Genomic DNA, 23,585 nt, shown 5'->3' on the forward strand with positions numbered 1-23,585 from the left:
ACGTCACGCCGTGCCGCCACCGCCATCACTCGCCCCAGTCCTCTTCGAGCTCGGGGGCGCTGTCGAGCTCGACCGGGTCCGTCTCGACGACTTCGAGTTCGGCCCCGCAGGTGGTGCAGTCGACGATCTCTCCGACTTCCAGGTCGTCGTGCAGGGAGACTTCGGCCCCACACTCGATGCAGTCTGCCATTGTACCTCACTCTCACGTAGCGACCCACTTAAAGACTTCGAACTTATCAGAAAACAATAGTGAAACGTACTACCGTCTAACGGAGCGACGCGGCCGATTGCAGCACGTGACTGATTCGTATATCAGAATTTTTGTATTTGAGCCCCTCGCGGGGGTCGTCGTCGCTCAGGCAAGGCGCCTCACCTCCGTCTGGCGGCGCTCGTGGGCCGCCTCGACGGCAGTCTGTCGTTCGACGAGCCCTTCCCGGTCCGTCGTGAGGGTCTCTTCGGCGACTGACACCTGCGCGGCGACGGCCTCGGGGGCAGGCCCTCCGCGGGAGTTCCGCATCGCGACGCTCTCGGTCGGGTCCAGCGCCTGTTCGACGGCATCGCGCTCGACGTACGCAGACAGCGGGTCGCCCAGCACGTCCTCGGCGACCGTCGACAGGGCCTCGTAGTCCGGCGCGTTCTCGTCCGGCCCCAGCTGTGCGGCGGCCTCGGCGACCACCTCGTGGGCAGTGCGGAACGGGACGCCGGCCATCGCCAGCAGGTCCGCGACCCCCGTCGCGGTGGCGAACCCGTCGGTTGCGGCAGCCTCGAGTGTCTCCTCGGGCCAGTCGGCCGTCGCGACGGCCCCCGCCGCCACCTCGACGCTCTCGGTGACGCTGTCGATGGCGTCCCAGGCGTGCCGGCCGGCGCGTTGCAGGTCGCGGTTGTACGCGCGGGGCTGTCCTTTGAGGTTGGTGAGCAGGCCGTTCAGCCCCGCCGTCGCGTCGCCGGTGCGCCCGCGGACCAGCTCCAGCGTGTCCGGGTTCTTCTTCTGGGGCATGATGGAACTCGTCGAGGAATACTCGTCGTGGAGGTCGACGTGGCCCTTGCTGGCCATCACGACGAGGTCCTCGGCCAGGCCCGACAGGGTCGTCGCAAGCGTCGCGACGGCGCTCGTCACCTCCACGAGGAAGTCGCGGCTCGCCGAGGCGTCCATCGAGTTCTCCGCGACCGAATCGAACCCCAGCAGCTCGGCGGTGCGCGACCGGTCGACGTCGAACGGCGTCCCCGCGAAGGCGGCCGACCCGAGGGGGTTCTGGTTGACGCGACGGTAGGCCGAGAGCAACCGTGCGGTGTCGCGCTGCAGCGCCTGTTCGTAGGACAGCACCCAGTGGGCCACCGTCGTCGGTTGCGCGGGCTGGAGGTGCGTGTAGCCCGGCATCACCGTCTCGTCGTGGTCGCGGGCGACCGCGAGCAGCTGCTCGCGGGCACCGACGAGCGTCTCGAGGAGGGTCAGCAGGTCCGCGCGCAGGCGGTAGCGGATGCAGGCCGCCACCTCGTCGTTGCGCGAGCGCGCGGTGTGCATCTTCCCCCCGTCGGGGCCGACGCGCTCGATGACGGCGCTCTCGATGGCCTCGTGGACGTCCTCCCCGTCCGGGAGGGCGTCGTGACCGGTGGCCTCGACGTCGTCGAGGGCCGCCAGGATCTCGCCGGCGACGTCGGCCTCGATTATCTCCTGCTCGACCAGCATCACGACGTGGGCGCGGTCGACGGCGAGGTCGGCCGCGAAGATGCGCTCGTCGTCTGAAAGCGACGAGAGGAACGCGCGGGCCGGGCCGCCGGCGAAGCGGTCGCGGCGGACGACAGTCTCGTCGGCCCCGCTGTCGTCGGCGTGCTCGTCCGTGCTGGGGTCCTCGCCGTCGGTCATGGCTTACTCCTGGTCGGCCTCGCCGCTCACGGCGGTGCCGTTCGCGTGCTCCGGGGCCTCCCCCTGGTCGGCCCCGCTCCCGTCGGGCACGGCCGTGTCTTTCTTCGCGTCCTCGAGGATGTCGTTGGCCAGGCGGGACTGGAAGCCGTGGTACTTCGCGACGCCGGTGGCGTCCTGCTGGGTGATGCCGCCGGTGATGGTCTCCTCGTCGAAGGAGGCCGCCGACTCGCTGTAGACGGCGTAGGCCGATTCGCGGGAGACCGGGCGGCAGTGGCCGCCCTCGAGTTTCATCGTCACGGTGCCGGTGACACGCTCGTTCGTGTCGTCGATGAACGCCTCCAGCGCACTGACCAGCGGCGCGTCGACCAGGCCCTCGTAGGCCTTCTGGGACCACTGCTGGTCGACCTGGGCCTTGAACGCGCGTTCCTCCTGTGTGAGGACGAGCCCCTCCAGTGCCTCGTGGGCCGTCAGGAGCACCGTCGCGGCCGGGTGCTCGTAGTTCTCGCGCACCTTCAGGCCGAGCATCCGGTCTTCCATCATGTCGGTGCGGCCGACGCCGAAGGAACCGGCCTGCTCGTTGAGCTGCTCGATGAGCTCGACCGTCCCCAGCGCTTCGCCGTCGAGCGCGACGGCCACGCCCGCCTCGAAGGTGATCTCGACGAGTTCCGCCGCCTTGCCGGAGGGGTTGTCGGTCCACTTGTAGATGTCGTCCTCGGGGATAGTCGAGGGGTCCTCCAGCTCCGAGCCCTCGATGGAGCGGCTCCAGAGGTTCGTGTCGATGGAGTAACGGCCGCCGTCGCCGCCCTCGACGGGCAGGCCCTGCTCTTTGGCGTACTCGTTTTCCCACTCGCGGGTGAGCCCGAGTTCGCGCACGGGGGCGACGACTTCGAGGTCCGAATCGCGCCAGATGGCCTCGAATCGCAGCTGGTCGTTGCCCTTGCCGGTACAGCCGTGGGCGATGCCGGCACAGTCCTGCTCCTGGGCCACCGAGAGGATGGCCTTCGCGATGACCGGGCGGGCCAGCGCCGTCCCGAGCGGGTAGCCCTGGTAGTCGGCGTTGGCCTTGACGGCGTCCATACAGAGGTCAGCGAACTCCTCGCGGGCGTCGACGACGTACTGCTCGACGCCCAGCGCCTCGGCGGTCTCTGCTGCCTCCTCGAACTCGTAGTCGGGCTGGCCGACGTCGACGGTGACGCCGATGACCTCGTCGTAGCCGTACTCCTCTTTCAGCAGCGATACGCAGACTGTCGTGTCGAGCCCCCCGGAGAAGGCGAGCGCGACGGTGCCGTTTCCGTCTGTCATTGGTAGGTCGTGGGTGGGTTCCGTGGTGTGACTGTCGATTTCGCTTCCCTGCCGGACAGCCGACGGCGGTGGTCGGCGACGAACGAACCGTGAGACGAAGTGTGGGTGGTAGTGGGCCTAACGGAGGGCCCGTCGTCGCAGTCGCAGAAGGGTGGTGGACCTCTCGCTGGCGTCGGCAGCCGTGCGCCGAGAGGTCACGATCATGTACGTGGTGGTACCGAGAGTCGGCTACAAATAACTTCCGTGTTCGAGAGAGTCTGCGCCGCGGTACCACGACAGATGTTCACACGACGTCAGGGGTTCCGGGAGTGATCGCCGTCGGCCGTCGCCGTCCCGTTCGGGGTCCGCCGGGTGCGCATCGTCTCGTCCGCGGTGCCCTCACCCATGTGCGGACCGTGGTCGTCACCCGCGTTCGGGCCACGGTCGTCTCCCGGTCCGGCGTCACCGCCCATCGGGCCGCCGACCGCACGGTCCTGACGGGGCGGGTCGCCGGCGTGCGGGCCGGCTATCTGCCGGGCCATCTCGGCCACGTCGGGGCCGGTCATCCGGTGGGCCCGGTCGGCGAGGTGTCGGACGGTGTCGACGTCGACGCCGTTGGCCCTGAGCGTGTCGGCGGGGAGCCGGTCGGCCGTCGTGGCGGTCTGGTTGGCCAGTCGGCCGGTGGCGCGGGTCTCGGCGTGCAGGTGCGCCATGCGAGCGCGGTACTCGCCCTCGCGCATCGAGCCGTTCGCCCGGGCCTGGTCGAAGGCGGCCCTGCGCTGTTCGAGGCGCTCGAGTCGGGTCTCGACGTCGCCGGCCTGCCTGGCGACGACGGCGGCGCGAGCATCGTCGGAGTGCGCCCTGGCGACGCTGATGCCGTAGGCGCGGGCCTCGACGTCACCGCCCAGTTCCGCGCCCTGAACGCCGACGGCGCCGGCGAACTGTGCACCGGGTGGGACGGCCGTCGATTCGGTGGTGGTCGTCTCCTGTGCCATCGTGGTGGCCGGCAGGCCGACCAGGGACACGGCGACGAGCACGGCGACGACCACTGCGGGGATACTTCGTCTCATCGTACGCTACACTTGGCGCGGGACCGCCGTATAACCGACAGACGGTCAGCCCGGATTTCCCCGGATTAAGGCGGATTAAACCGCCAGAAGGCGGCCACTTCCGGGCGAACACCACCACTCGCCGTCGAGCCCGGAGACAGCTAGGGTACAGTTTTGTCGGGCGGTCTGGTACGGACGGGCGTGACCGACGACGACTGGCGCGGCGACGACGAGGACGAGCCGGACAAGCGGGAGGTCGAGGAGCTGCTGGAAGACCTCAAGGAACTCGAGGACGTCGTCGACTCGCCGGTCGAGCGGCGGGTCATCATGCGAACCATGGAGACGCTCACCCGGTTCACCGCCGGCCGCATCTTCGGTCTCGACGACGTGGCCCAGCAGATCGTGGGCGGGTTCATCCTCTCGGCCCCGTTCGTCGTCACCGAGGAGGTGTGGAGCCTCGCCACGACGATGAACTGGGTGCAGTGGGCCGTCACCGTGCTGATGGTCCTGGGCATCGGCTACGGGACGCTCTATCGTGCAAACGACGACCGTGACCCCGACCAGGAGCGGTCCGTCCTCGGGATTCCGCTGCGTTTCGTCTCCCTGATACTCATCTCGTATCTCTCGGTGGCGGTCCTCGCGTTCGTGTTCAACGCCCCCGAGACGTTCGATGCCGGGCCCTCGACGACGCTGAAGGCCATCTGTATCGGGGCCATCTTCGGCGTCGTCGGGGCGGCGACGGCCGACTCGCTGTTCTGAGCGGGTTACTCGTCGTCGTCGGCGTCGGTCACGTCCACGTCCGGCAGCATGACGACGTTCTCCCGGCCGATTCGGAACGTCTCGACCCGCTCGTCGTCGCGCAGACCACCGATGACCTGGCTCGTCTTTGCGTCGGTCCACCCGAGTTCGCTGGCGACCGCCTGTTGCTTGATTCGGCCGCCGTTACGTTCGAGCAGGCGCAGCACCTGCTCCTCGTTGCTGAGGAGGTCGTCCGGCGGCGCCGTCTCGGCCTGCGCAGCGGCGTCCGCGTCCCCGTCGTCGGTCGCCGTCTGCGTGTCGCCGCCGTCGGGGCCGTCACCACCCTCACCGGCGAGGCGCCGACGAGTGAGGACCGCCGCGGCCGCCAACGCGAGCAGCACCACGAGCGCGCCGCCGACGACCAGCGGGTCGAGGCCACCGCTGTCGGAGGGCGCGCCTTCGGTGGCGACGACGCGGGGTTCGTCGGTCCCGAACTGTTGCTGGCCCCGCCAGGTCACGGAGGTGTTCGTCCGGTCGTCGGGCTGGGGGGTGACAGAGGTGGCGGTGTAGGCGGCCGGCCAGCGAAGCGTCAGCGAGGTGTCGCTGTCCAGGAAGAGGCCGGCGAGCGCGTCGCCGCTCTCGAGTTGCCCGTCGCTCGTCGCCGCAAAGTTGGTCCACCGGAACCGGTAGGTGACGACGCCGTACGTCTGGCCGAACGTCTCCTGCCGGGCGGTGACCGAGACGTTCCGGACGGCCATCGACCGGCCGGTGGCGTTCTCGGCCGTCGCAGCTGTCCGCCCCATCCGGTCGCCGAAGCGGTCGGTGTAGACCGACTCGTTGGCCTCGATGTCCGCCCGGAGGTCCCCGAAGGCCTGGGTGTCGTTGTCGTCGTCGAGGCGGATGCGGTAGGCGACCGTCCACCGGGCGTCCCCGTCCGCCTCGACGTCGGCGGTCATCACGACCACGTCCGGATCGACGGACTGCTGGGCGAGCGCATCGAAGACGCCGGCGGATGCAGTCGGGACGAGGAACAGCGTCACGACCAGTGCGAGCGCCAGGAGGCGGCCAGTCGGTGGCATCTTCGCGTGGCTTTCGAGGCTCGGATGAAATACCTTACCACCGAGACCGGGCCACAAGGGATATCTCCGTCCGTCGACAGGGCTCACCCATGGATCGCGCGAAACTCGAGGTCGAGACGCTGCTGAAGGTACTGCTGGTCCTCATCATCGTCTGGATCGGGCTCGAGGTCGTCGGAGAGGTACTGGGCATACTGGGGTGGTTGCTGGGACCGCTCCAGCCACTGCTCGGCATCGTTCTCATCGTCCTCATCATCCTCTACCTGACCGGTCGCCTGTAACGCCCGACCGCGCCCCTTTTGCCGTCCGCACGACTCCACACCACCGTGTACAGTCTGAACGTCTCGATTCCCGCCGCCGTCACCAGGCGTGCGAGTGAGCTTGCCCGCGAGCTCCCGCGAGCACGCGCCCGGCCTCGTGGCGAGCACACGCTGGTGATAAAGCGCCTCGGCGGGGGCGACCACACGGCCTACGCCCGCCTCGAGGGGCGAGCGCGGGACGCACTTCGGGGAACCGCTCCCTTCCAGGTCCGGGTGACGGGAATCGAGCAGTTCGAGACGGCCGTCACGGGCCCCTCGCCCGTCGTGTACCTCGCCGTCGAGAGCCCCGGACTGCTCGCCCTCCACGAGCGACTCTGCGAGTCGTTCGAGGCGATCGACGGGCTCGAAGGCGACGACTACACCCCCCACGTAACCGTCGCGCGCGGCGGCGACCGGGCGGCGGCCGACCGCCTCGTCGCCCGGGAGATCGACCCCGTGGAGTGGACCGTCGAAGAGCTGGTCTTCCAGGATGCCGAGCGCGGGCAGTCGGTCTCGCGGGTGTCCCTCCCGGCGTAGTGGCGAACAGGTGACACTCCCGGTCCCGGAGCGGCGTGTCACGCTATCGCGGGACGCCCCGGGGCGACGTTCAGCGCACAGCGGAACTGGTCCCGGGTTCGCATATGAACCTTCGGCGCGGGTGGCAACGTTTTTGCCCTCGCCTGCCGTGGCAATCGCGTATGGATTATCGCGAGGTCGACACCGCCTCGGAGTTCGTCTGCCGACTGGACCACGGCGCCGACTGGCGAGCGGAGATCGAGGGGCTCGCCGACGACGAGGACCTCGACGCGGCCTTCTTCTACGGGCTCGGCGCGGTGCAGGACGCCGAGATATGGTTCTACGACCAGGACCGACAGGAGTACGACCCCGTCACGTTCGACGAGGAACTCGAGATGGCCGCCTGCATGGGCAACGTCTCGTGGCTGGACGGCGAGCGGTTCGCCCACACCCACGCCGTCCTCTCGCGGCCGGACGGCGAGGCCATCGCGGGCCACCTGAACAGCGCGACGGTGTTCGCCGGCGAGGTGTACGTCCGTGGGTTCGACACCCACCTGGAACGCGCCCACGACGAGACGACGGACCTGGACCTCTGGGAGCGCTGAGATGCGAGAGGCCGACGAACAGTACTTCGAGACGCTGGAGACGCAACTCGACGAGGCGATGGCCGTCGCCCAGCGCGCGAAGAAACGAGGTGGGGACCCCAAACCCGAGGTCGAGATTCCCACGGCCAGGGACATGGCCGACCGCGTCGAGAACATCCTCGGCATCGAGGGCGTCGCCGAGCGCGTGCGCGAACTCGAGGGGCAGATGTCCCGCGAGGAGGCCGCCCTGGAACTCGTCGACGACTTCGTCGAGGGGACCGTCGGCGACTACGACACCCGCGAGGGGAAAGTCGAGGGCGCGGTCCGCACCGCCGTCGCCCTGCTGACCGAGGGTGTGGTCGCCGCGCCGATCGAGGGGATCGACCGCGTCGAGTTGCTCGAAAACGACGACGGGACGGAGTTCATCAACGTCTACTACGCCGGCCCGATCCGCTCTGCGGGCGGGACCGCCCAGGCACTGTCGGTGCTGGTCGCCGACTACGCCCGCGCGCTGCTCGGCATCGACCAGTACAGGGCCCGCGAGGAGGAGATCGGCCGCTACGCCGAGGAGGTCGACCTCTACGACAAGGACACCGGCCTCCAGTACTCCCCGAAGGAGAAGGAGACGAAGTTCATCGCCGAGCACATGCCCATCATGCTCGACGGCGAGGCCACCGGCGACGAGGAGGTTTCGGGCTTCCGGGACCTCGAGCGCGTGGACTCGAACTCGGCGCGCGGCGGGATGTGCCTCGTGCTCGCGGAGGGCATCGCCCTGAAGGCCCCGAAGATCCAGCGCTACACGCGGAACTTAGACGAGGTCGACTGGCCGTGGCTCCAGGACCTCATCGACGGGACCATCGGCGACGAGGACAGCGAGGCCGCCGAGGAAGCAGACGACGACGGCGAGGACGGGAGCGAGGACGCCAGGGAGGAGGACGACGACGCGAGCGAGGAACCGAGTGGGCCACCGCGCGTCGACCCCGCCAAGAAGTACCTCCGGGACCTCATCGCCGGCCGACCCGTCTTCTCTCACCCCTCGAAGCCGGGCGGCTTCCGCCTGCGCTACGGCCGGGCCAGGAACCACGGGTTCGCGACGGCCGGCGTCCACCCGGCGACGATGCACCTGGTCGACGACTTCCTGGCGACCGGGACCCAGATCAAGACCGAGCGGCCCGGGAAAGCCGCCGGCGTCGTCCCCGTCGACACCATCGAAGGGCCGACCGTTCGCCTCGCCAACGGCGAGGTCCGGCGCATCGACGACGCCGAGGAGGCCCTGGCGGTGCGCAACGGGGTCGAGAAGGTCCTGGACCTCGGCGAGTACCTGGTCAACTACGGCGAGTTCGTCGAGAACAACCACCCGCTCGCGCCCGCCTCCTACACCGTCGAGTGGTGGGAGCAGGACGTCGAGGCCGCCGGCGCCGACGTCCAGGCGCTGTGCGACGACCCCACCGTCGACCTCGCCGAACCCAGCGCCGAGGAAGCCCTGGCGTGGGCGAACGAGTACGACGCGCCGCTCCACCCGAAGTACACCTACCTCTGGCACGACGTCACGGTCGACCGAGTGACGGCCCTCGCCGACGCCGTCGAGGCGGCACGGGTCGCACAGACCGACGGGGCGGCGATGGAACGCGAGGCGGCCGTCGACGGAGCGCTCGTGCTCCCGAAGTCCGAGCCAGTTCGGGAGACGCTGGAGCATCTACTGGTCGAACACACCCAGGACGAGGACTCCCTGATCGTCGAGGACTGGGTGCCGCTGGTCCGGACGCTTGGCTTCTCGGGGTCGCTGGACCGGGACTGGACCCCGGCGGATCTCTCCGAGCGCGCCCGCACGTACGACGACGGCGACAACGCCATCGAAGCGGTGAACGAGATTGCCCCCTTCGAGGTCCGCGAGCGCGCCCCCACCCGCATCGGGAACCGGATGGGTCGCCCGGAGAAGTCCGAGCGCCGGGACCTCTCGCCGGCTGTCCACACCCTCTTCCCCATCGGCGAGGCCGGCGGGGCCCAGCGGGACGTCGCGACGGCGGCGAAGCACGCCGACTCGATGAGCGACACGCCGGGCCGCGTCGAGGTGGAGGTCGCCCGCCGGCGGTGTCTGGAGTGTGGCACCGAGACCCACATGGCCCGCTGTCCGGAGTGTTCGGGCGCGGCCGAGACCGTTTACGAGTGTCGCGACTGCGGGGAGGAGGTCGAACCCGACGAGTCGGGCCGGGCCGAGTGTCCTCGCTGTGAGACGCTGGCCTCGCCGGTCCAGACGAAGGAACTCGACATCCACGCGGCCTACCGCGACGCCCTCGAATCGGTCGGCGAGCGCGAGACGGCCTTCGAGCAACTGAAGGGCGTCAAGGGGCTCTCCTCGGCCGAAAAGATCCCCGAGCCGATGGAGAAGGGCGTCCTCCGGGCGAAACACGACGTCTCGTCGTTCAAGGACGGCACCGTCCGCTACGACATGACCGACCTGCCGGTGACCGCGGTGCGGCCGTCGGAACTCGACGTCGAAGCCGACCGACTGCGGTCGCTGGGCTACGAGTACGACATCCACGGCGAACGCCTCACCCACGAGGACCAGCTGGTCGAACTCAAGGTCCAGGACGTCGTCCTCTCGGACGGCGCGGCCGAGCACATGCTTCAGACCGCCGCCTTCGTCGACGATCTGCTGGAACAGTACTACGGCCTCGAGCGGTACTACGAGTTCGACGGCCGCGAGGACCTCGTGGGCGAACTCGTCTTCGGGATGGCCCCCCACACGAGCGCGGCGACGGTGGGCCGCGTCGTCGGGTTCACGTCGGCGGCCGTCGGGTACGCGCATCCGTATTTTCACGCCGCTAAGCGCCGCAACTGCGATGGTGACGAAGATTGCGTCATGCTCCTCATGGACGGCCTGTTGAACTTCTCGCGTGCCTATCTCCCCGACAAGCGCGGGGGCCGGATGGACGCCCCGCTGGTGATGTCCTCGCGAATCGACCCCAGCGAGATCGACGACGAGGCCCACAACATGGACATCATGGACGCCTATCCCCGGGAGTTCTACGAGGCGACCCGCGAGATGGCCGACCCCGCCGACGTCGAGGAGGTTATGACGATCGCGGAGTCGACGCTGGGCACCGACCGCGAGTACACCGACTTCCGGCACACCCACGACACCACGAACATCGCCGCGGGGCCGGCGCTGTCGGCGTACAAGACTTTGGGGTCGATGGAGGACAAGATGGACGCCCAGCTCGCCATCTCGCGGACGCTGCGCTCGGTCGTCGAGAGCGACGTCGCCGAACGCATCATCGAGTACCACTTCCTGCCGGACCTCATCGGGAACCTCCGGGCCTTCTCCCGCCAGGAGACCCGCTGTCTGGACTGCGGGGAGTCCTACCGGCGGATGCCCCTGAGCGGCGACTGCCGGGAGTGTGGCGGGCGGGTGAACCTCACCGTCCACGAGGGGTCGGTCACGAAGTACATCGACACGGCCATCCGTGTCGCCGAGGAGTTCGGCGCGCGGGATTACACGAAACAGCGCCTGAAGATTCTCGAGCGCTCCATCGAGTCCGTCTTCGAGAACGACCACAACAAGCAGTCGGGCATCGCCGACTTCATGTGAGCGCGGCCGACCGAACCAGTTCTCTGTGCCCCCCGACCCCGCTTGCGGCCACGTACGTACCAGATACGGACGCCGTGTGACGGTCGTGTGACAGTCGTCCGATGGGTGCTTTTGACCCCCTGTGCCGTCCTTGCGATATGGTCACACGCCCTGACGACGGGGCGACGCCCGAATCGCCGGCGGCGCCCAGCATCCAGGTACGCGAGCGCGGGCCGACCTACTCGCCCAGCACGCTCTACCAGCTCGAGATAGCGGTCCTGAAACACCAGGTCGCCACGCTCGAGTCGGAACTGGAACGCAGAGAACAGCAACGACAGGCGCTCGTCGACCGGTACGAGCGACTGTTAGAACAGCGGTAGGGGCCTACTCGTCGCCGAGGGCGACGTAGGTGGTCTCGATGATGCGGTCGTCGGCGTTCAATGTCTCGAGCAGTTCGGCGGGCGGTTTCTCGTCCAAGTTGTAGACCGAGAGCGCCTCGCTGCCGATGGTCCGGCGGCCGTTGAACATCCCCGCGATGTTGATGTCGGACTCGCCGAGTGCCGTCCCGATGAAGCCGATGGTGCCGGGTTCGTCCTTGTTCCGGACGACCAGCATGTGGCCGTGGGGGACCGCCTCGATGCGGTGGCCGTCGATGCGGACGATGCGGGACTCCTCGCCACCGAATCGGGTCCCACAGACGGAGACGGAGTCCTCGCCGTCGGAGACGGTGACGGTGATGAGGCTCTGGTAGTCCTCTGCGGAGCTCGTCTTCGACTCCGTGACGTCGATGCCGCGCTCCTTCGCGATCTGGGGGGCGTTGACCGCGTTGACCTGCATGTCGGAGGGCTCGAAGACGCCTTTCAGCGCGCTGGCAGTGACGTACTCGACGTCCTGGTCGGCGATGTCGCCGGCGTAGGCGACCTCGACGGTGGACATGTGCTTGTCGAACAGCTGGACGGCGATTCGGCCGGCGGTGTCGGCCAGGTCGAGGTACGGCTGGACCTGTTCGAACGTCGCGCGGTCGATGGAGGGGGCGTTCAGTGCGTTCGCGACCGGTTCCTCGTTGAACGCCGCGACGACCTGGTCGGCCGTTGAGGTGGCGACGTTCTCCTGGGCGGCCTCAGTCGAGGCGCCCAGGTGGGGGGTGACGATGACGTCGTCGACGTCCAGCAGCGGACTACCGGGGTCCAGCGGTTCCTCGCCGAAGACGTCCAGCGCCGCACCTTTGAGGACGCCGTCCTCGACGGCCTCGGCCAGCGCCGCCTCGTCGACGATGCCGCCGCGGGCACAGTTGACGACGTAGCCGCCCTCGAGCTGGGCGAGTTCCTCTTCGCCGATCATGTTCTCGGTCTCGGGGGTCAGCGGCGTGTGGATGGTGACGAAGTCGGCGGCCGCGAGACACTCGTCGAGTTCGTCGACAAGGTCGGCGCCGAACTGGCTGGCGCGTTCCTCGCTGATGTAGGGATCGAAGGTCACGATGTCCATCCCGAGGTGACCCAACCGCTTGGCGACCTCCTGGCCGACGCGCCCGAAACCGACGACGCCCAGCGTCTTGTTGTTGAGCTCGGTGCCGAGGAACTCGCCTTTGGCCCACTCGCCGTGCTTCAGGCGCTCGTGGGCCTGGGGGATAGAGCGCGCGGTGGCAAACGCCATCGCGACGGAGTGTTCGGCGGCGGCGCGGACGTTGCCCTCGGGGGCGTTCGCGACGACGACGCCGTGGCCGGTGGCGGCGTCGATGTCGATGTTGTCGACGCCGATGCCGGCCCGGCCGACGATGACGAGTTCGGGGGCGGCCTCGAACAGCGCTCTCGAGACGTCCGTGCCGGAGCGGACGATGAGCGCGTGGGCGTCGGAAACGGCGTCGAACAGTGCCTCGCCCTCGACGTCGTAGGCTGTCTCGACCTCGTGGCCCGCTTGGCGGAGGCGTTCGAGTCCGGCGTCCGCGATGGGGTCCGTGACGAGTACCTTCATACCGGGTCGGACTTCCTGGGGGGCCATAACGCTTGTTTTCTCGTCGCGTGTGTACGCGACCCGAAACCACAGACGGGCGAGAGACGAACGTCGGGGAAACCGGCGGTCCGTGGACCTGCCGACCGGCATCGGGACGTGGGCACGACAGGATCCACTGGTCGAGCGGGGTGATAAGATGGCGTTACCGGGCGAGAACCGTCGATAGCGTCTCGACGACCGGGTCGAAACAGACGCTTACCGCCATGCCGGGAGCGAGGCCGCCTCTACGAGTGGAAGTGTAAGATAGGCGTCGTCCTGCGAGACGTCCGCGATGATGAGGGTGTCGGTCGTGCCTTCCTCGACGGAAGCCATGACCTCTCCGTCCGCAGCAACTTCCACTGGGGCAACCGTGTCCGGCTCCATGCATGATAATATGTAACAATAGTATTTAAGAATAGCGGAACCGACGCACGGCGCGTCAGTGCCCTCAGAATTGACATCGTCCGGTCACTGCGATTCTCGAGTGTGAAACGACGCTACTGTTAGTTTCCAGCAAACGCTCGATTCGAGCGTCTGGGAGGGTAATCCGGGATGAAACCGGGTAATTGCTCGTTATCGTGACCGATTCTCCGAGTGACAGGATGGCGGGGGGCACTGGCCCATCATCCGCGGGTCGGGAGCCGTCCCGGCGACGCGAGGCGCCTGGGGGAGGGCGCCGAGGGCACCGCTGGCGGTCGAACGCGGCGGATGTTAAGGACTTAGTAGGTGCGGGGCGGACCCTTTGGCAGTATGAACGTTGCAGACGTCATGACGCCTCGCTCGGAGGTCGTCACCGTCGAGATTCCCGGCACCCGTGACGACGTTCTCGAGTACCTCCAGGAGCGGGCGTTCTCGTCCGTCCCCGTGATCAAAGCGACCGACGACGGCGAGGAGTTCCGTGGCATCGTCTCCCGGGACGCCCTCATCGACCGGCCGGACGAAGACCAGCTGGCACTGCTCGTCGAGGAAGTCGAGACCACGACCGCGGAGGCCACCGTCGAGGCGGCCGCCCGTCTGATGGTCGAGAAAGGCGAACGCAGACTGCCCGTCGTCGACGGCGAGCTCGAGGGAATCGTCACCGTCACCGACGTCATCCGCGCCATCGCCAGCGGCGACGCCGACGGGGAGACGGAGGTCGGCGACCTGGCGGGCCGCGACATCAACTGCATCTACGCCGGGACGCCACTGACGGTCGCCGAGCGAGAGCTGGCCCACGCCGGCGTCCCCTACGGCGTCGTCCTGGACGACGACGGCGACACCGCAGGCATGCTGACCGAAGTGGACATCATCGAGGTGGCTCGCGTCGTCGAGGGCGAGGACGACACCGGCGACTCCATCGCCGGCCAGGACGACGAGTGGGCCTGGGAGGGTATCAAGGCCGTCGGCGGTCGCTACATGCCGACGCGCAACGTCGAGATCCCGGTCGAACCCGTACGCGAGTTCATGACCGAGGACCTGGTCACCGTCAACAAGCGCCGGACCGCGACGGAGGCGGCCCAGCTGATGATCGAACACGAGATCGAGCAGATTCCGCTGGTCTCCGGTTCGGACCTGGTCGGCATCGTCCGGGACATCGACCTGCTGAGGGCCCTATGAGCGAGGGCGAGCGCCTCACCGAACTGGCCAAGCGCCGGGGCTTTTTCTTCCCGGCCGCCGGGGCCTACGGCGGCGCCGCCGGCTTCTGGACCTACGGCCCGCAGGGCGCGGCCCTGAAGTCGAACGTCGAGGAGGCCTGGCGCGACCGCTTCGTCGTCAAGGAGGGTCACCAGGAGATATCCGCGCCGGACGTGATGCCCGAACCCGTCTTCGAAGCCTCGGGCCACCTGGACGGCTTCGACGACATGATCGTCGAGTGCGGCGAGTGCGGCGCGACCCACCGGGCCGACCACGTCGTCGAGGACAACACCGACATCGAGGAGGCCGAGTCCCTGCCCAACGAGGAGGTCATGGAGATCATCGCCGACCACGACATCGGCTGTCCCTCCTGTGGCGCGTCGCTGGCCGACGAACCCGTCGAGAACTTCAACCTGATGTTCGAGACCAACATCGGCCCGGGCACCTCCTCGCCGGGCTACCTGCGCCCCGAGACCGCCCAGGGCATCTTCGTCGAGTTCCCGCAACTGGCCGAGTACGCCCGCAACCAGCTGCCCTTCGGCGTCGCCCAGATCGGCAAGGCCTACCGCAACGAGATCTCACCGCGAAAGTCCCTCGTGCGAGTGCGTGAGTTCACGCAGGCCGAACTCGAGCACTTCGTCGACCCCGAAGAAGACGAGCCGCCCCTCTCGGCGGTCGAGGACGTCGTCCTCCCGCTGTACTCCGGCGAGGCCCAGCAGGCCGAGGACGGCGGCCAGGTCGAGCTGACCGTCGGCGAAGCCGTCGCCGACGGCGTCATCGCCAGCGACTGGGTGGCCTACTACCTGGGCGTCGCGAAAGACTGGTACGAGCGCGTCGGCGTCGACATGGACCGGTTCCGGTTCCGCCAGCACCTCCCCGGCGAGCTGGCCCACTACGCATCGGACTGCTGGGACGCCGAGGCCGAGATCGACGGCGACTGGATCGAGATCACCGGCTTCGCCTACCGGGGCAGTTACGACCTCGACAAGCACGCCGAACACTCCGGCGAGGACTACACCGTCTTCAAGCAGTACGACGACCCCGTCACGGTCGAGCGACCGACCGTCGACCCCGACATGAGCTACCTGGGGCCGGAGTTCGGCGGCGCGGCCGGCGACGTCGCCGACGCACTCGAAGCGCTGGCCGAACGGGACCCCGGGGCCTTCGACGGCGACGAGGTGACCGTCGAGGCCGACGGTGAGTCCTACACGGTGCCGGTCGAGCGGACGAACTTCGCCGTCGAGGAGGTGACCGAGAGCGGCGAGCACGTCACGCCCCACGTCGTCGAACCCTCCTTCGGCGTCGGCCGGATCGTCTACACGGTGCTGGCCCACGCGTACTCGACCGACGAGGTCGACGGCGAGGCGCGGACGTACCTCGATCTCCCGCCCGAACAGGCCCCGACCACCGTCGGCGTCTTCCCCCTGATGGACAAGGACGGGATGGACGACGACGCCCGGGAGATCGCCGGAGCGCTGCGGGCGGCGGGCCACGCGGTCACCTACGACGACAGCGGCGCGATCGGTCGTCGCTACCGCCGCCAGGACGAGGTCGGCACCCCCTACTGCGTGACCGTCGACTACGAGTCCCTCGAGGAGGACACTGTCACGCTCCGGGAGCGGGACTCGACCGAGCAGAAGCGCGTCTCCATCGACGGGTTGGCCGAGACGCTCGACCAGCTGACCACCGGCGAGACGACGTTCGACGACCTGTAAGATGGCCGACGAGGTCGCCCGGCGACTGGTCCACGCCTCGGGGTCGGCGGTCCCGCTCGCGCATCTGGTGGCCCCCGGCCTCGTCACCTGGACCGTCGTGAAGGCCTTCATGGCGCTGGCCGTGGCGGTCGCCGTCGGCCTCGAGTTCCTCCGTCTCTCGGTCGGCCTCGACTGGGCCATCTACGACCGCCTGACCCGCGAGTACGAACAGGACAACCCCGCGGGCTACGCGCTGTACATGGTCGGGATGGCGGCCGTCGCCTGGGCGGTCGGCCCCGCCGGGATGACCACCGCCATCGCGGTCCCCGCGATGCTGATGCTCACCGTGGGCGATCCAATCAGCGGCCTGCTGGGCTCCGCGGACGCGAGCAACGTCAAGCAGGCCTGGGTACTGTTTGTGATGTTCGGCGTCTGCACCCTGCTGGCCGCGCCGTTCGTGCGCCCGGTCGCGGCAGTCATGGGTGGGGCCGCCGCGACCTTCGCCGACGGCGTCAAGCCCAGAATCGCCGGCTACGTCGTCGACGACAACTTCTCGATTCCGGTGCTGGGTGCGGCCGCGATGTGGGCCGGCGTGGTCGTCGTGCCGGTCTGAGTCCGCGGCGGGGACGTTCCACTTTCACCGCGCTACCTGAACCCTTAACCGCCGCCGGGGCCAACGGTTCGCCAATGGCGACCACCGACGCCGAGTCCGGTGGCGAACACCTCGACCGCCCGCTGGTGACGCCGGGGTTCCTCGAGAACCGGCGATACCAGGTCGAACTGGCCGCGACGGCGAGCCGGGACCACGCGCTCGTCTGTCTCCCGACCGGACTCGGCAAGACCACCGTCTCGCTGCTGGTGACCGCCGAGCGGCTGTCGACCGTCGGCGGGAAGGCGCTCCTGCTTGCCCCGACGAAGCCGCTGGTCCAGCAACACGCCGAGTTCTACCGCGAGGCCCTCGAGGTCGACGCCGACGACGTCGTCGTCTTCACCGGCGAGGTCCGCCCGGACGACCGCGCCGAACTGTGGGCGGACGCCCGCGTCGTCATCGCGACCCCGCAGGTCGTCGAGAACGACCTCGTGGGCAACCGCATCTCGCTCGCCCCGGTCACGCATTGCACCTTCGACGAGTGTCACCGTGCGACCGGCGACTACGCCTACAACTACATCGCCGAGCGCTACCACGCCGACGCCGAGAACCCGCTGGTGACCGGGATGAGCGCCTCGCCCGGCGACGACGAGGAAGCGATTCTGGAGGTGTGTGAGAACCTCGGGCTCTCGGAGGTGGCGGTGATGACCGAAGACGACGCCGACGTCGCCGAGTACACCCACGACACGAGCGTCGAGTGGAAGCGCGTCGAGCTCCCCGAAGTCGTCCTCGAGATACGCGACGCCATCAACGAGGTGGTCGCGGAGCGACTCGAGAAGCTGCGCGACCTGGGCGTGACCCGCAAGACCTCGCCGGACATCTCCGAGCGCGAGATACAGGGGATGCAAGCCGAGTTGCGACAGCTGATGGACAACGACCAGAGCGAGGGGTACCAGGGGATGAGCCTGCTCGCCGAGATCCGCAAGCTCCGGACCGCCGTGACCTACGTCGAGACCCAGAGCGTCGAGTCGCTGATCCGGTACTTCGAGCGTCTGAAGGAGGCCGCCCGCACCTCCGGCGCGTCGAAGGCCGACCAGCGACTCGTCTCGGAGCCGAAGATTCGCGAGGCGATGCGCAAAGCGAACAGCTACGACGACCTGCACCCGAAGTTCCGCCAGACCCGAATGTTGCTCGCCGAGACGCTGGGCATCGAGAACGGCGAGCGCATCATCGTCTTCACCGAGTCCCGGGACACCGCCGAGACGCTCGTGGAGTTCCTCTCGGGACACTTCGACGTCGAGAAGTTCGTCGGCCAGAGCGACACCGACGGCAGCGAGGGGATGACCCAGACCCAGCAACAGGACACGCTGGACCGCTTCCGGGCCGGCGAGTTCGAGGTGCTGGTCTCGACCTCCGTCGCCGAGGAGGGGCTGGACGTCCCCGAGGTCGACCTCGTGCTCTTCTATGAACCCGTTCCGACCGCCATCCGGGCCATCCAGCGCAAGGGCCGGACCGGGCGACAGGCCGAAGGTCAGGTCGTCGTCCTCCTGGCCGAGGACACCCGCGACGAGGCGTACTTCTGGAAGGCCCGGAACGACCAGAAGCGGATGCAAGACGAACTCCAGGAGCTCAAGGGCGTCGCCGGCGAACTCGAAGCAAAACTGGACCAGACCGCCCTCGACGAGTACGACGAGGAGAGCGCCGCGGACGACGAATCGGGCGACGAGGGGGCGGGGAGTCCACCCGAAACGGGGGGTGGACGGGACCCTGATCCGGTGGCCGGGGACGGCCAGGCGGGGCTGGACGCGTTCGCGCCGGCCGACGACGGAGCCGATGACGCCGCCGGGGACGAAGCGGCCGACGACCCCGAGGGTCCCGTCGCGAAGCCCGAGAGCGACGCCGGGGCCGTCGAGATCGTGGCCGACCAGCGCGAACTCGACTCGACCATCGCCCGCGACCTCTCGACGCGCGAGGGCATCGAGACGCGCCTAGAGACCCTGGCCGTCGGGGACTACGTGCTCTCGGACCGCGTGGTCGTCGAGCGAAAGACCGTCGCGGACTTCCTGGATACGCTGACCGGCGGCGACCGCTCGATGTTCGAGCAGGTGGGCGACGCCGCGCGTCACTACGCCCGCCCGGTCGTCGTCATCGAGGGCGAGGACCTCTACGGAGCCCGGAACGTCCACCACCGGGCCATCCAGGGGGCGCTTGCCTCGCTGGCCGTCGACTTCGGCGCGTCGGTCCTCCGGACGAGCGACGAAGCGGAGACTGCCGACCTGCTCGCGGTCGTCGCCGAGCGCGAACAGGACGTCTCCGAGCGCGAGGTGAGTGTCCACGGCGAGAAGCAATCGAAGACCCTGCCCGAGCAACAGGAGTACGTCGTCGCCTCCATCGGCGAGGTCGGCCCGGTCACGGCCCGGAGCCTGCTTGAACACTTCGGGAGCGTCGAGGCGGTGATGACCGCCACGAAGGAGGACCTCATGGAGGTCGCGGGCGTCGGGGAGGTGACCGCCGACCGCGTGCGCGAGGTGGTCGGCGGCACGTACGGCGAGTGACGGACGTCGGGAACGCGTCAGTACGTCAGTGCGTCCAGCGCCTCGGCGGCCTCGCGCGCTGCCTCGAGGTGTTCGCGAGCGCGTCGTGGGTTGTCCGTCTGAGCCGCTCGCTGCGAGAACTCCCGGAGCGTCTGTGCGAGGAGCCGTTCGGCCGCGGCGACGTCCCCCCCGACGTCCGCATTCTCGTCAATGGTTCTAGATGAAACGGAGGGGTCGGCAGAGGGGATCGACCGGGACTCGTCGGCCGCGGGTTCGGGTTCTGTACCGTTCCTCGGCACGTCAGCCGGCCGATCTTCGGGACTCGGGTCATCGGCGTCGGCCACCGTTTCACGTGGACCGGCGGCAGCCCCGGGCTGCGCCTGCGCCTCGTCGGCCCCGCGCGGGTCGTCGGCACGCTCGGCGTCCTGTCGTGGGTCGTCGGCACGCCCGGCGGGCTGGTCGTCGGTCTGATCGTCCGACTCCGCCTGGTTGCCAAACTGGACGCGAGCCTCGTCGCCGGGGTTGGCGACCTCGATGTGGTCGTCCCCGTCGCCGCCCTCGGCGTCCTCCTCGGCCGGTTCGCGTGTGATCGGTTTCTGGCAGGTCGGACAGAACTCCTGACCGTCGTAGCGAAAGACGGGGTCGCCACAGTCGCTGCAGTGGGCGTTGGTCATCGTCGCGCCCTTCAAGAGCAGTTCGCTCATCTCCTCGGTGGCCTGGCGTCGCTCCTCCTCGGCCTCGAACTTCTCGCGGAGTTTCTCGCGTTCGGCTTCCTTGTCGAAGTCGCTCATACGCGTTCGAACGTGGCGGGACTGAAAACCGTTTACGACTCCCGGTAGCCACCGCGGCGTCCGGAGACGTTCCCAGGACGCGCCGGGCGGGACGGCAGACGCCGAGATACCGGGAGTCCGCACCCGTTCGGCAGGGGTTCGACACGTTTAACGTGTGTGCGCGTCGGCATTCGAATGCTATGACAAAGGTAAGCGTAGTCGGAGCGGCGGGCACCGTCGGTGCCGCTGCGGGCTACAACATCGCGATTCGGGACATCGCCGACGAGGTCGTGCTGGTGGACATTCCGGACAAGGAAGAAGACACCGTCGGCCAGGCGGCCGACACCAACCACGGCATCGCCTACGACTCGAACACGACGGTCCGCCAGGGCGGCTACGAGGACACCGCCGGCTCGGACGTCGTCGTCATCACGGCCGGCATCCCCCGTCAGCCCGGCCAGACCCGCATCGATCTGGCGGGCGACAACGCGCCGATCATGGAGGACATCCAGTCCTCGCTCGACGAGCACAACGACGACTACGTCTCGCTGACGACGTCGAACCCCGTCGACCTGCTCAACCGGCACCTCTACGAGGCCGGTGACCGACCGCGGGAGCACGTCATCGGCTTCGGCGGGCGACTCGACTCGGCGCGGTTCCGCTACGTCCTCGCCGAGCGCTTCGACGCCCCCGTCCAGAACGTCGAGGCGACCATCCTGGGCGAACACGGCGACGCACAGGTCCCGGTCTTCTCGAAGGTCCGCGTCGACGGGAGCGACCCCGACTTTTCGGCCGACGAGCGCGAGGAGATCCTCGCCGATCTGCAGGAGTCCGCGATGGACGTCATCGAGCGCAAGGGGGCCACCGAGTGGGGCCCGGCCCGCGGCGTCGCCCACATGGTCGAGGCCATCGTCCGCGACACCGGCGAGGTCCTGCCGGCGTCGGTCACGCTCCAGGGCGAGTTCGGCCACGAGGACACCGCCTTCGGCGTGCCGGTCAAACTGGGCAGCGAGGGCGTCGAGGAGATCGTCGAGTGGGACCTCGAGGACTACGAGGAAGAGCTGATGGCCGAGGCGGCCGACAAGCTCGCAGAGCAGTACGACACGATAGCGTAACCGGGAGAACACCCCGTAGGGGGTGGGTTTTGGGTTGAACGGCCGACCGGGAGCGTCGGGTCACTCCCGGTACGTCTCGGGGACCTGGATGGAGTAGCGGCCGTCCTCCTGGAGGGCGACGATGTACTCCTCGCGGTCGTACAGCTCCATGAGGTTGAGCTCGTACTGCCCGGGTTCGAGCACCTTGATGGACTCGAACTGGTCGTTGAGCTCCTTGCGGAGTTCCTGGAGGTCCGGTCGGTCCGGGTCCTCGTCGGGGTCCTCGGGCGGGTCCGGGTCCGCGCCGACGGGGCGAAACCGGTGTTCCTCGTCGGACTCGGCGGACGTATCCGAGGGGAGTTCGTCCGGCGAGACGACGTCGCCGCGCGCACTCGCCTGCGCGGCGTCCTCGCCGGGTTCGGCGGCCGCCGCGGCGCCGTCGTCGGGCATCGCGGCGTCGGCGCCCACGCCCGAATCTGCCGGGGCGGGTCCGGCCGCGCCCTCCGGATCGGACCCGCCGACGAAGTCCCGGACGGTCGCGGCCGTCTTCCCGACCGTGCGGGCGACCGAGCTGTCCGGACCCGGCGGTTCGGGAGGTTCTGCGTCGGTGTCCGGCGGCGATGGGTCGTCGGCGCCGCTGGGCTGGAACTGGAACTTGTTCCCGCCACAGTCCGGACAGCCCGAGAGCATCTCCTTCGAGCCGTCCTCGAACACGCGCGCGCAGTTCGTACACTGGTGTGGCATTATTTCCTGGAGACGAGCGCGCTGATGAGGGTTTCGTCCTTGTGGAGCGTCTCGATCTGGTTGGCGGGGCCGATGACCGTGAGTTTCTTTGCCGACTCCTTGCCCATGATGCGGTCTAAGATGCTCGCGTCTTTCGTCTCGGATTTCGGGTAGGTCTCGATCTCGATGCCGTTGAACTCGTCGGGGCTGATCTCGGTCATCGTCACCTCGATGAGCCGGGACTCCTCGTCCGGGGAGAGTCCCTCCTCTAAGATGACGATGTTGCCGTCGCGGACGCCGTCCAAGATGGTCCGGATCTTCTCCATGGACGTGAGCCCGTCCATGCGTTCGCCGCTGATGAGGTCGATCTGGACGCCGTCGCTTGGGTCTTTGACTTCTGCCATACTATCTCACCCGAAGTACTCCGCGATCTTGTCGTAGACCTCGTCCATGTTGTCGCCCTCGAGCGCCGACAGCGGGATGGTCTCGTGCTGTGGGTAGGCGTTGGCGATGCGCTGGACCGACGAGTCCTCCAGGTCGATCTTGTTCGCCAGGATGAGCACCGGGAGGTCCTGGCTCTCGATGATGCCGATGAGCATCGTGTTGACCTGGGTGAACGGGTCGGTCGCCGAGTCCAGGACGTAGATGACGCCGTCGACGTCTTCGCGGAGCCAGTGCATCGCCTCGGCGACGCCCTCGGTGGCCTCGCGGGAGCGACGGACGGCGTCCTCTTTCTCCATGTCGTGTTCGAGGAACTCGGTGTAGTCGACCTTCGTCGTCACGCCGGGCGTGTCGACGATGTCGATGGTGACTTTCTTCCCGTCTCGCTCGATCTCGACGTTCTCCTTGCGACGTGCGCGACGCGTCTCGTGGGGGACGTGACTCTCGGGACCGACCGCGTCACCGGTCCAGTCGCGAGCGATTCGGTTCGCGAGCGTCGTCTTCCCCGCGTTCGGCGGCCCGTAGATGCCGATTCGCTTGGGGTCTTCCTCGGAGAACAGCGTCGATGCTGCCCGTGAAATGCTATCTTTGAGGTTTGTGAGTATTCCCATCCTATCCTCCCGCCGCGCGGCATAGCCGGTATGGCGGCGTCTGCACGTAGAAGCCGGCCGAATTCACTTAAGCCTACGTCAGACAAATTAAAATTACGTGACAGGATGGTCACGGACCGGGATCGAGTGAGCCGAACCCGGACGGTACATCGCCGACGAGCAGCGAACGAGCCTGGTGACGGGCCTCGACGACGGCGGGCCCGTGATGGACCGTCCGACGGGGAGGCGACGAGAGACTGGTGTGAAAGCAGGGAGACGACGGAACAGCCCGGACGGGTGCGGCTGCCCACCGGACCACGAGGGAGATAGACCCGAAACGGCGTGGGGGGGAACGCCCCCCACCCCTTCGTTTCGACTGGAACGGGAACCACCCCCGTGGTCGGGACCGGCGATTCGACCGGAAACGGACCGGATCGAACGGACGGGACGGGGCAGTGCGCAGTGGAAACGGTGGAGGCCGCCACGGAGAAACCTCTAGACCCTAGTTCTAGCCCATCTATATCCCTCTATATGTTTTTACTTTCCAGTGCGGGTTTGGTTTTATAGTA

22 protein-coding genes are annotated in these 23,585 nt (G+C 68.2%); 11 read left to right on the plus strand and 11 right to left on the minus strand.

Annotation, left to right across the window (positions count from 1 at the left end; translation table 11 throughout):
* Window positions 1-25: 25 nt before the first annotated feature.
* The 4 genes from lysW to P1K88_RS02220 all read right to left on the minus strand — a co-directional run bounded on the left by lysW (window position 26) and on the right by P1K88_RS02220 (window position 4,215).
* Window positions 26-190, minus strand: a complete 165-nt coding sequence (gene lysW, locus P1K88_RS02205) for a lysine biosynthesis protein LysW (protein ID WP_276275789.1) — start codon at window positions 188-190, stop codon at window positions 26-28.
* Between the two features lie 165 nt (window positions 191-355).
* Entirely contained in the window at window positions 356-1,864 is a 1,509-nt protein-coding gene (argH, locus tag P1K88_RS02210) for an argininosuccinate lyase (protein WP_276412193.1), read from the minus strand.
* 3 nt (window positions 1,865-1,867) lie between these two features.
* Entirely contained in the window at window positions 1,868-3,166 is a 1,299-nt protein-coding gene (locus tag P1K88_RS02215) for an argininosuccinate synthase (RefSeq protein ID WP_276412195.1), read from the minus strand.
* Between the two features lie 293 nt (window positions 3,167-3,459).
* Entirely contained in the window at window positions 3,460-4,215 is a 756-nt protein-coding gene (locus P1K88_RS02220; protein WP_276412197.1) for a hypothetical protein, read from the minus strand.
* A 315-nt stretch (window positions 4,216-4,530) separates the two neighbouring features.
* On the opposite strand from P1K88_RS02220, the gene P1K88_RS02225 reads away from it, so the two are divergent.
* Window positions 4,531-4,953 (plus strand): DUF2391 family protein, encoded by a 423-nt coding sequence (locus P1K88_RS02225; RefSeq protein WP_276414107.1) that lies wholly within the window; start codon window positions 4,531-4,533, stop codon window positions 4,951-4,953.
* Between the two features lie 5 nt (window positions 4,954-4,958).
* On the opposite strand, the gene P1K88_RS02230 is transcribed toward P1K88_RS02225, so the two are convergent.
* Window positions 4,959-6,011 carry a helix-turn-helix transcriptional regulator gene (locus P1K88_RS02230; protein WP_276412199.1) on the minus strand — a complete coding sequence of 351 codons (1,053 nt, stop codon included), beginning with the start codon at window positions 6,009-6,011 and terminating at the stop codon, window positions 4,959-4,961.
* 89 nt (window positions 6,012-6,100) lie between these two features.
* On the opposite strand from P1K88_RS02230, the gene P1K88_RS02235 reads away from it, so the two are divergent.
* The 5 genes from P1K88_RS02235 to P1K88_RS02255 all read left to right on the plus strand — a co-directional run bounded on the left by P1K88_RS02235 (window position 6,101) and on the right by P1K88_RS02255 (window position 11,358).
* Window positions 6,101-6,289 carry a DUF7554 family protein gene (locus P1K88_RS02235; RefSeq protein WP_276412201.1) on the plus strand — a complete coding sequence of 63 codons (189 nt, stop codon included), beginning with the start codon at window positions 6,101-6,103 and terminating at the stop codon, window positions 6,287-6,289.
* A gap of 45 nt (window positions 6,290-6,334) precedes the next feature.
* Complete coding sequence (locus P1K88_RS02240; RefSeq protein ID WP_276412202.1) at window positions 6,335-6,844, plus strand: 2'-5' RNA ligase family protein; 510 nt, start codon at window positions 6,335-6,337, stop codon at window positions 6,842-6,844.
* Window positions 6,845-7,005: 161 nt separating this feature from the next.
* Window positions 7,006-7,428, plus strand: coding sequence for a PPC domain-containing DNA-binding protein (locus P1K88_RS02245; protein ID WP_276412204.1), 423 nt, complete (start codon window positions 7,006-7,008; stop codon window positions 7,426-7,428).
* 1 nt (window position 7,429) lies between these two features.
* Complete coding sequence (locus P1K88_RS02250; protein ID WP_276412205.1) at window positions 7,430-10,999, plus strand: DNA polymerase II large subunit; 3,570 nt, start codon at window positions 7,430-7,432, stop codon at window positions 10,997-10,999.
* Between the two features lie 137 nt (window positions 11,000-11,136).
* Entirely contained in the window at window positions 11,137-11,358 is a 222-nt protein-coding gene (locus P1K88_RS02255; RefSeq protein ID WP_276412206.1) for a hypothetical protein, read from the plus strand.
* 4 nt (window positions 11,359-11,362) lie between these two features.
* Here the strand turns inward: P1K88_RS02255 and serA are convergent, their stop codons facing one another.
* Window positions 11,363-12,949 (minus strand): phosphoglycerate dehydrogenase, encoded by a 1,587-nt coding sequence (serA, locus tag P1K88_RS02260; protein WP_276412208.1) that lies wholly within the window; start codon window positions 12,947-12,949, stop codon window positions 11,363-11,365.
* A 234-nt stretch (window positions 12,950-13,183) separates the two neighbouring features.
* On the minus strand, window positions 13,184-13,351 hold the full coding sequence (locus tag P1K88_RS02265; protein WP_276412210.1) for a DUF7556 family protein: 168 nt from the start codon (window positions 13,349-13,351) through the stop codon (window positions 13,184-13,186).
* Window positions 13,352-13,717: 366 nt separating this feature from the next.
* Between P1K88_RS02265 and P1K88_RS02270 the strand changes: the two genes are divergently transcribed.
* The 4 genes from P1K88_RS02270 to P1K88_RS02285 all read left to right on the plus strand — a co-directional run bounded on the left by P1K88_RS02270 (window position 13,718) and on the right by P1K88_RS02285 (window position 19,419).
* Window positions 13,718-14,563 carry a CBS domain-containing protein gene (locus P1K88_RS02270; RefSeq protein ID WP_276412212.1) on the plus strand — a complete coding sequence of 282 codons (846 nt, stop codon included), beginning with the start codon at window positions 13,718-13,720 and terminating at the stop codon, window positions 14,561-14,563.
* Entirely contained in the window at window positions 14,560-16,296 is a 1,737-nt protein-coding gene (gene glyS / locus P1K88_RS02275) for a glycine--tRNA ligase (protein WP_276412214.1), read from the plus strand. Before P1K88_RS02270 ends, glyS begins: the two co-directional genes overlap by 4 nt.
* A gap of 1 nt (window position 16,297) precedes the next feature.
* Complete coding sequence (locus tag P1K88_RS02280; protein WP_276412216.1) at window positions 16,298-16,888, plus strand: dolichol kinase; 591 nt, start codon at window positions 16,298-16,300, stop codon at window positions 16,886-16,888.
* 74 nt (window positions 16,889-16,962) lie between these two features.
* Window positions 16,963-19,419 (plus strand): DEAD/DEAH box helicase, encoded by a 2,457-nt coding sequence (locus tag P1K88_RS02285; protein WP_276412218.1) that lies wholly within the window; start codon window positions 16,963-16,965, stop codon window positions 19,417-19,419.
* A gap of 17 nt (window positions 19,420-19,436) precedes the next feature.
* Here the strand turns inward: P1K88_RS02285 and P1K88_RS02290 are convergent, their stop codons facing one another.
* Window positions 19,437-20,189, minus strand: coding sequence for an Sjogren's syndrome/scleroderma autoantigen 1 family protein (locus tag P1K88_RS02290; protein WP_276412220.1), 753 nt, complete (start codon window positions 20,187-20,189; stop codon window positions 19,437-19,439).
* Between the two features lie 179 nt (window positions 20,190-20,368).
* Between P1K88_RS02290 and mdh the strand changes: the two genes are divergently transcribed.
* Complete coding sequence (mdh, locus tag P1K88_RS02295; RefSeq protein WP_276412222.1) at window positions 20,369-21,283, plus strand: malate dehydrogenase; 915 nt, start codon at window positions 20,369-20,371, stop codon at window positions 21,281-21,283.
* A 60-nt stretch (window positions 21,284-21,343) separates the two neighbouring features.
* Here mdh and P1K88_RS02300 read toward each other — a convergent pair whose 3' ends face one another.
* From P1K88_RS02300 to P1K88_RS02310, 3 genes are read right to left on the minus strand one after another with little or no spacing between them, the layout of a single operon-like run.
* On the minus strand, window positions 21,344-22,006 hold the full coding sequence (locus P1K88_RS02300; protein ID WP_276412223.1) for a Zn-ribbon domain-containing protein: 663 nt from the start codon (window positions 22,004-22,006) through the stop codon (window positions 21,344-21,346).
* Complete coding sequence (locus tag P1K88_RS02305) at window positions 22,006-22,389, minus strand: DUF2073 domain-containing protein (protein ID WP_276412225.1); 384 nt, start codon at window positions 22,387-22,389, stop codon at window positions 22,006-22,008. Before P1K88_RS02305 ends, P1K88_RS02300 begins: the two co-directional genes overlap by 1 nt.
* A gap of 6 nt (window positions 22,390-22,395) precedes the next feature.
* Window positions 22,396-23,037, minus strand: coding sequence for an Era-like GTP-binding protein (locus P1K88_RS02310; RefSeq protein WP_276297507.1), 642 nt, complete (start codon window positions 23,035-23,037; stop codon window positions 22,396-22,398).
* Between the last annotated feature and the right edge of the window lie 548 nt (window positions 23,038-23,585).

It is taken from the genome of Haloarcula halobia (genome assembly GCF_029338255.1).
Lineage (GTDB): Archaea > Halobacteriota > Halobacteria > Halobacteriales > Haloarculaceae > Haloarcula > Haloarcula halobia.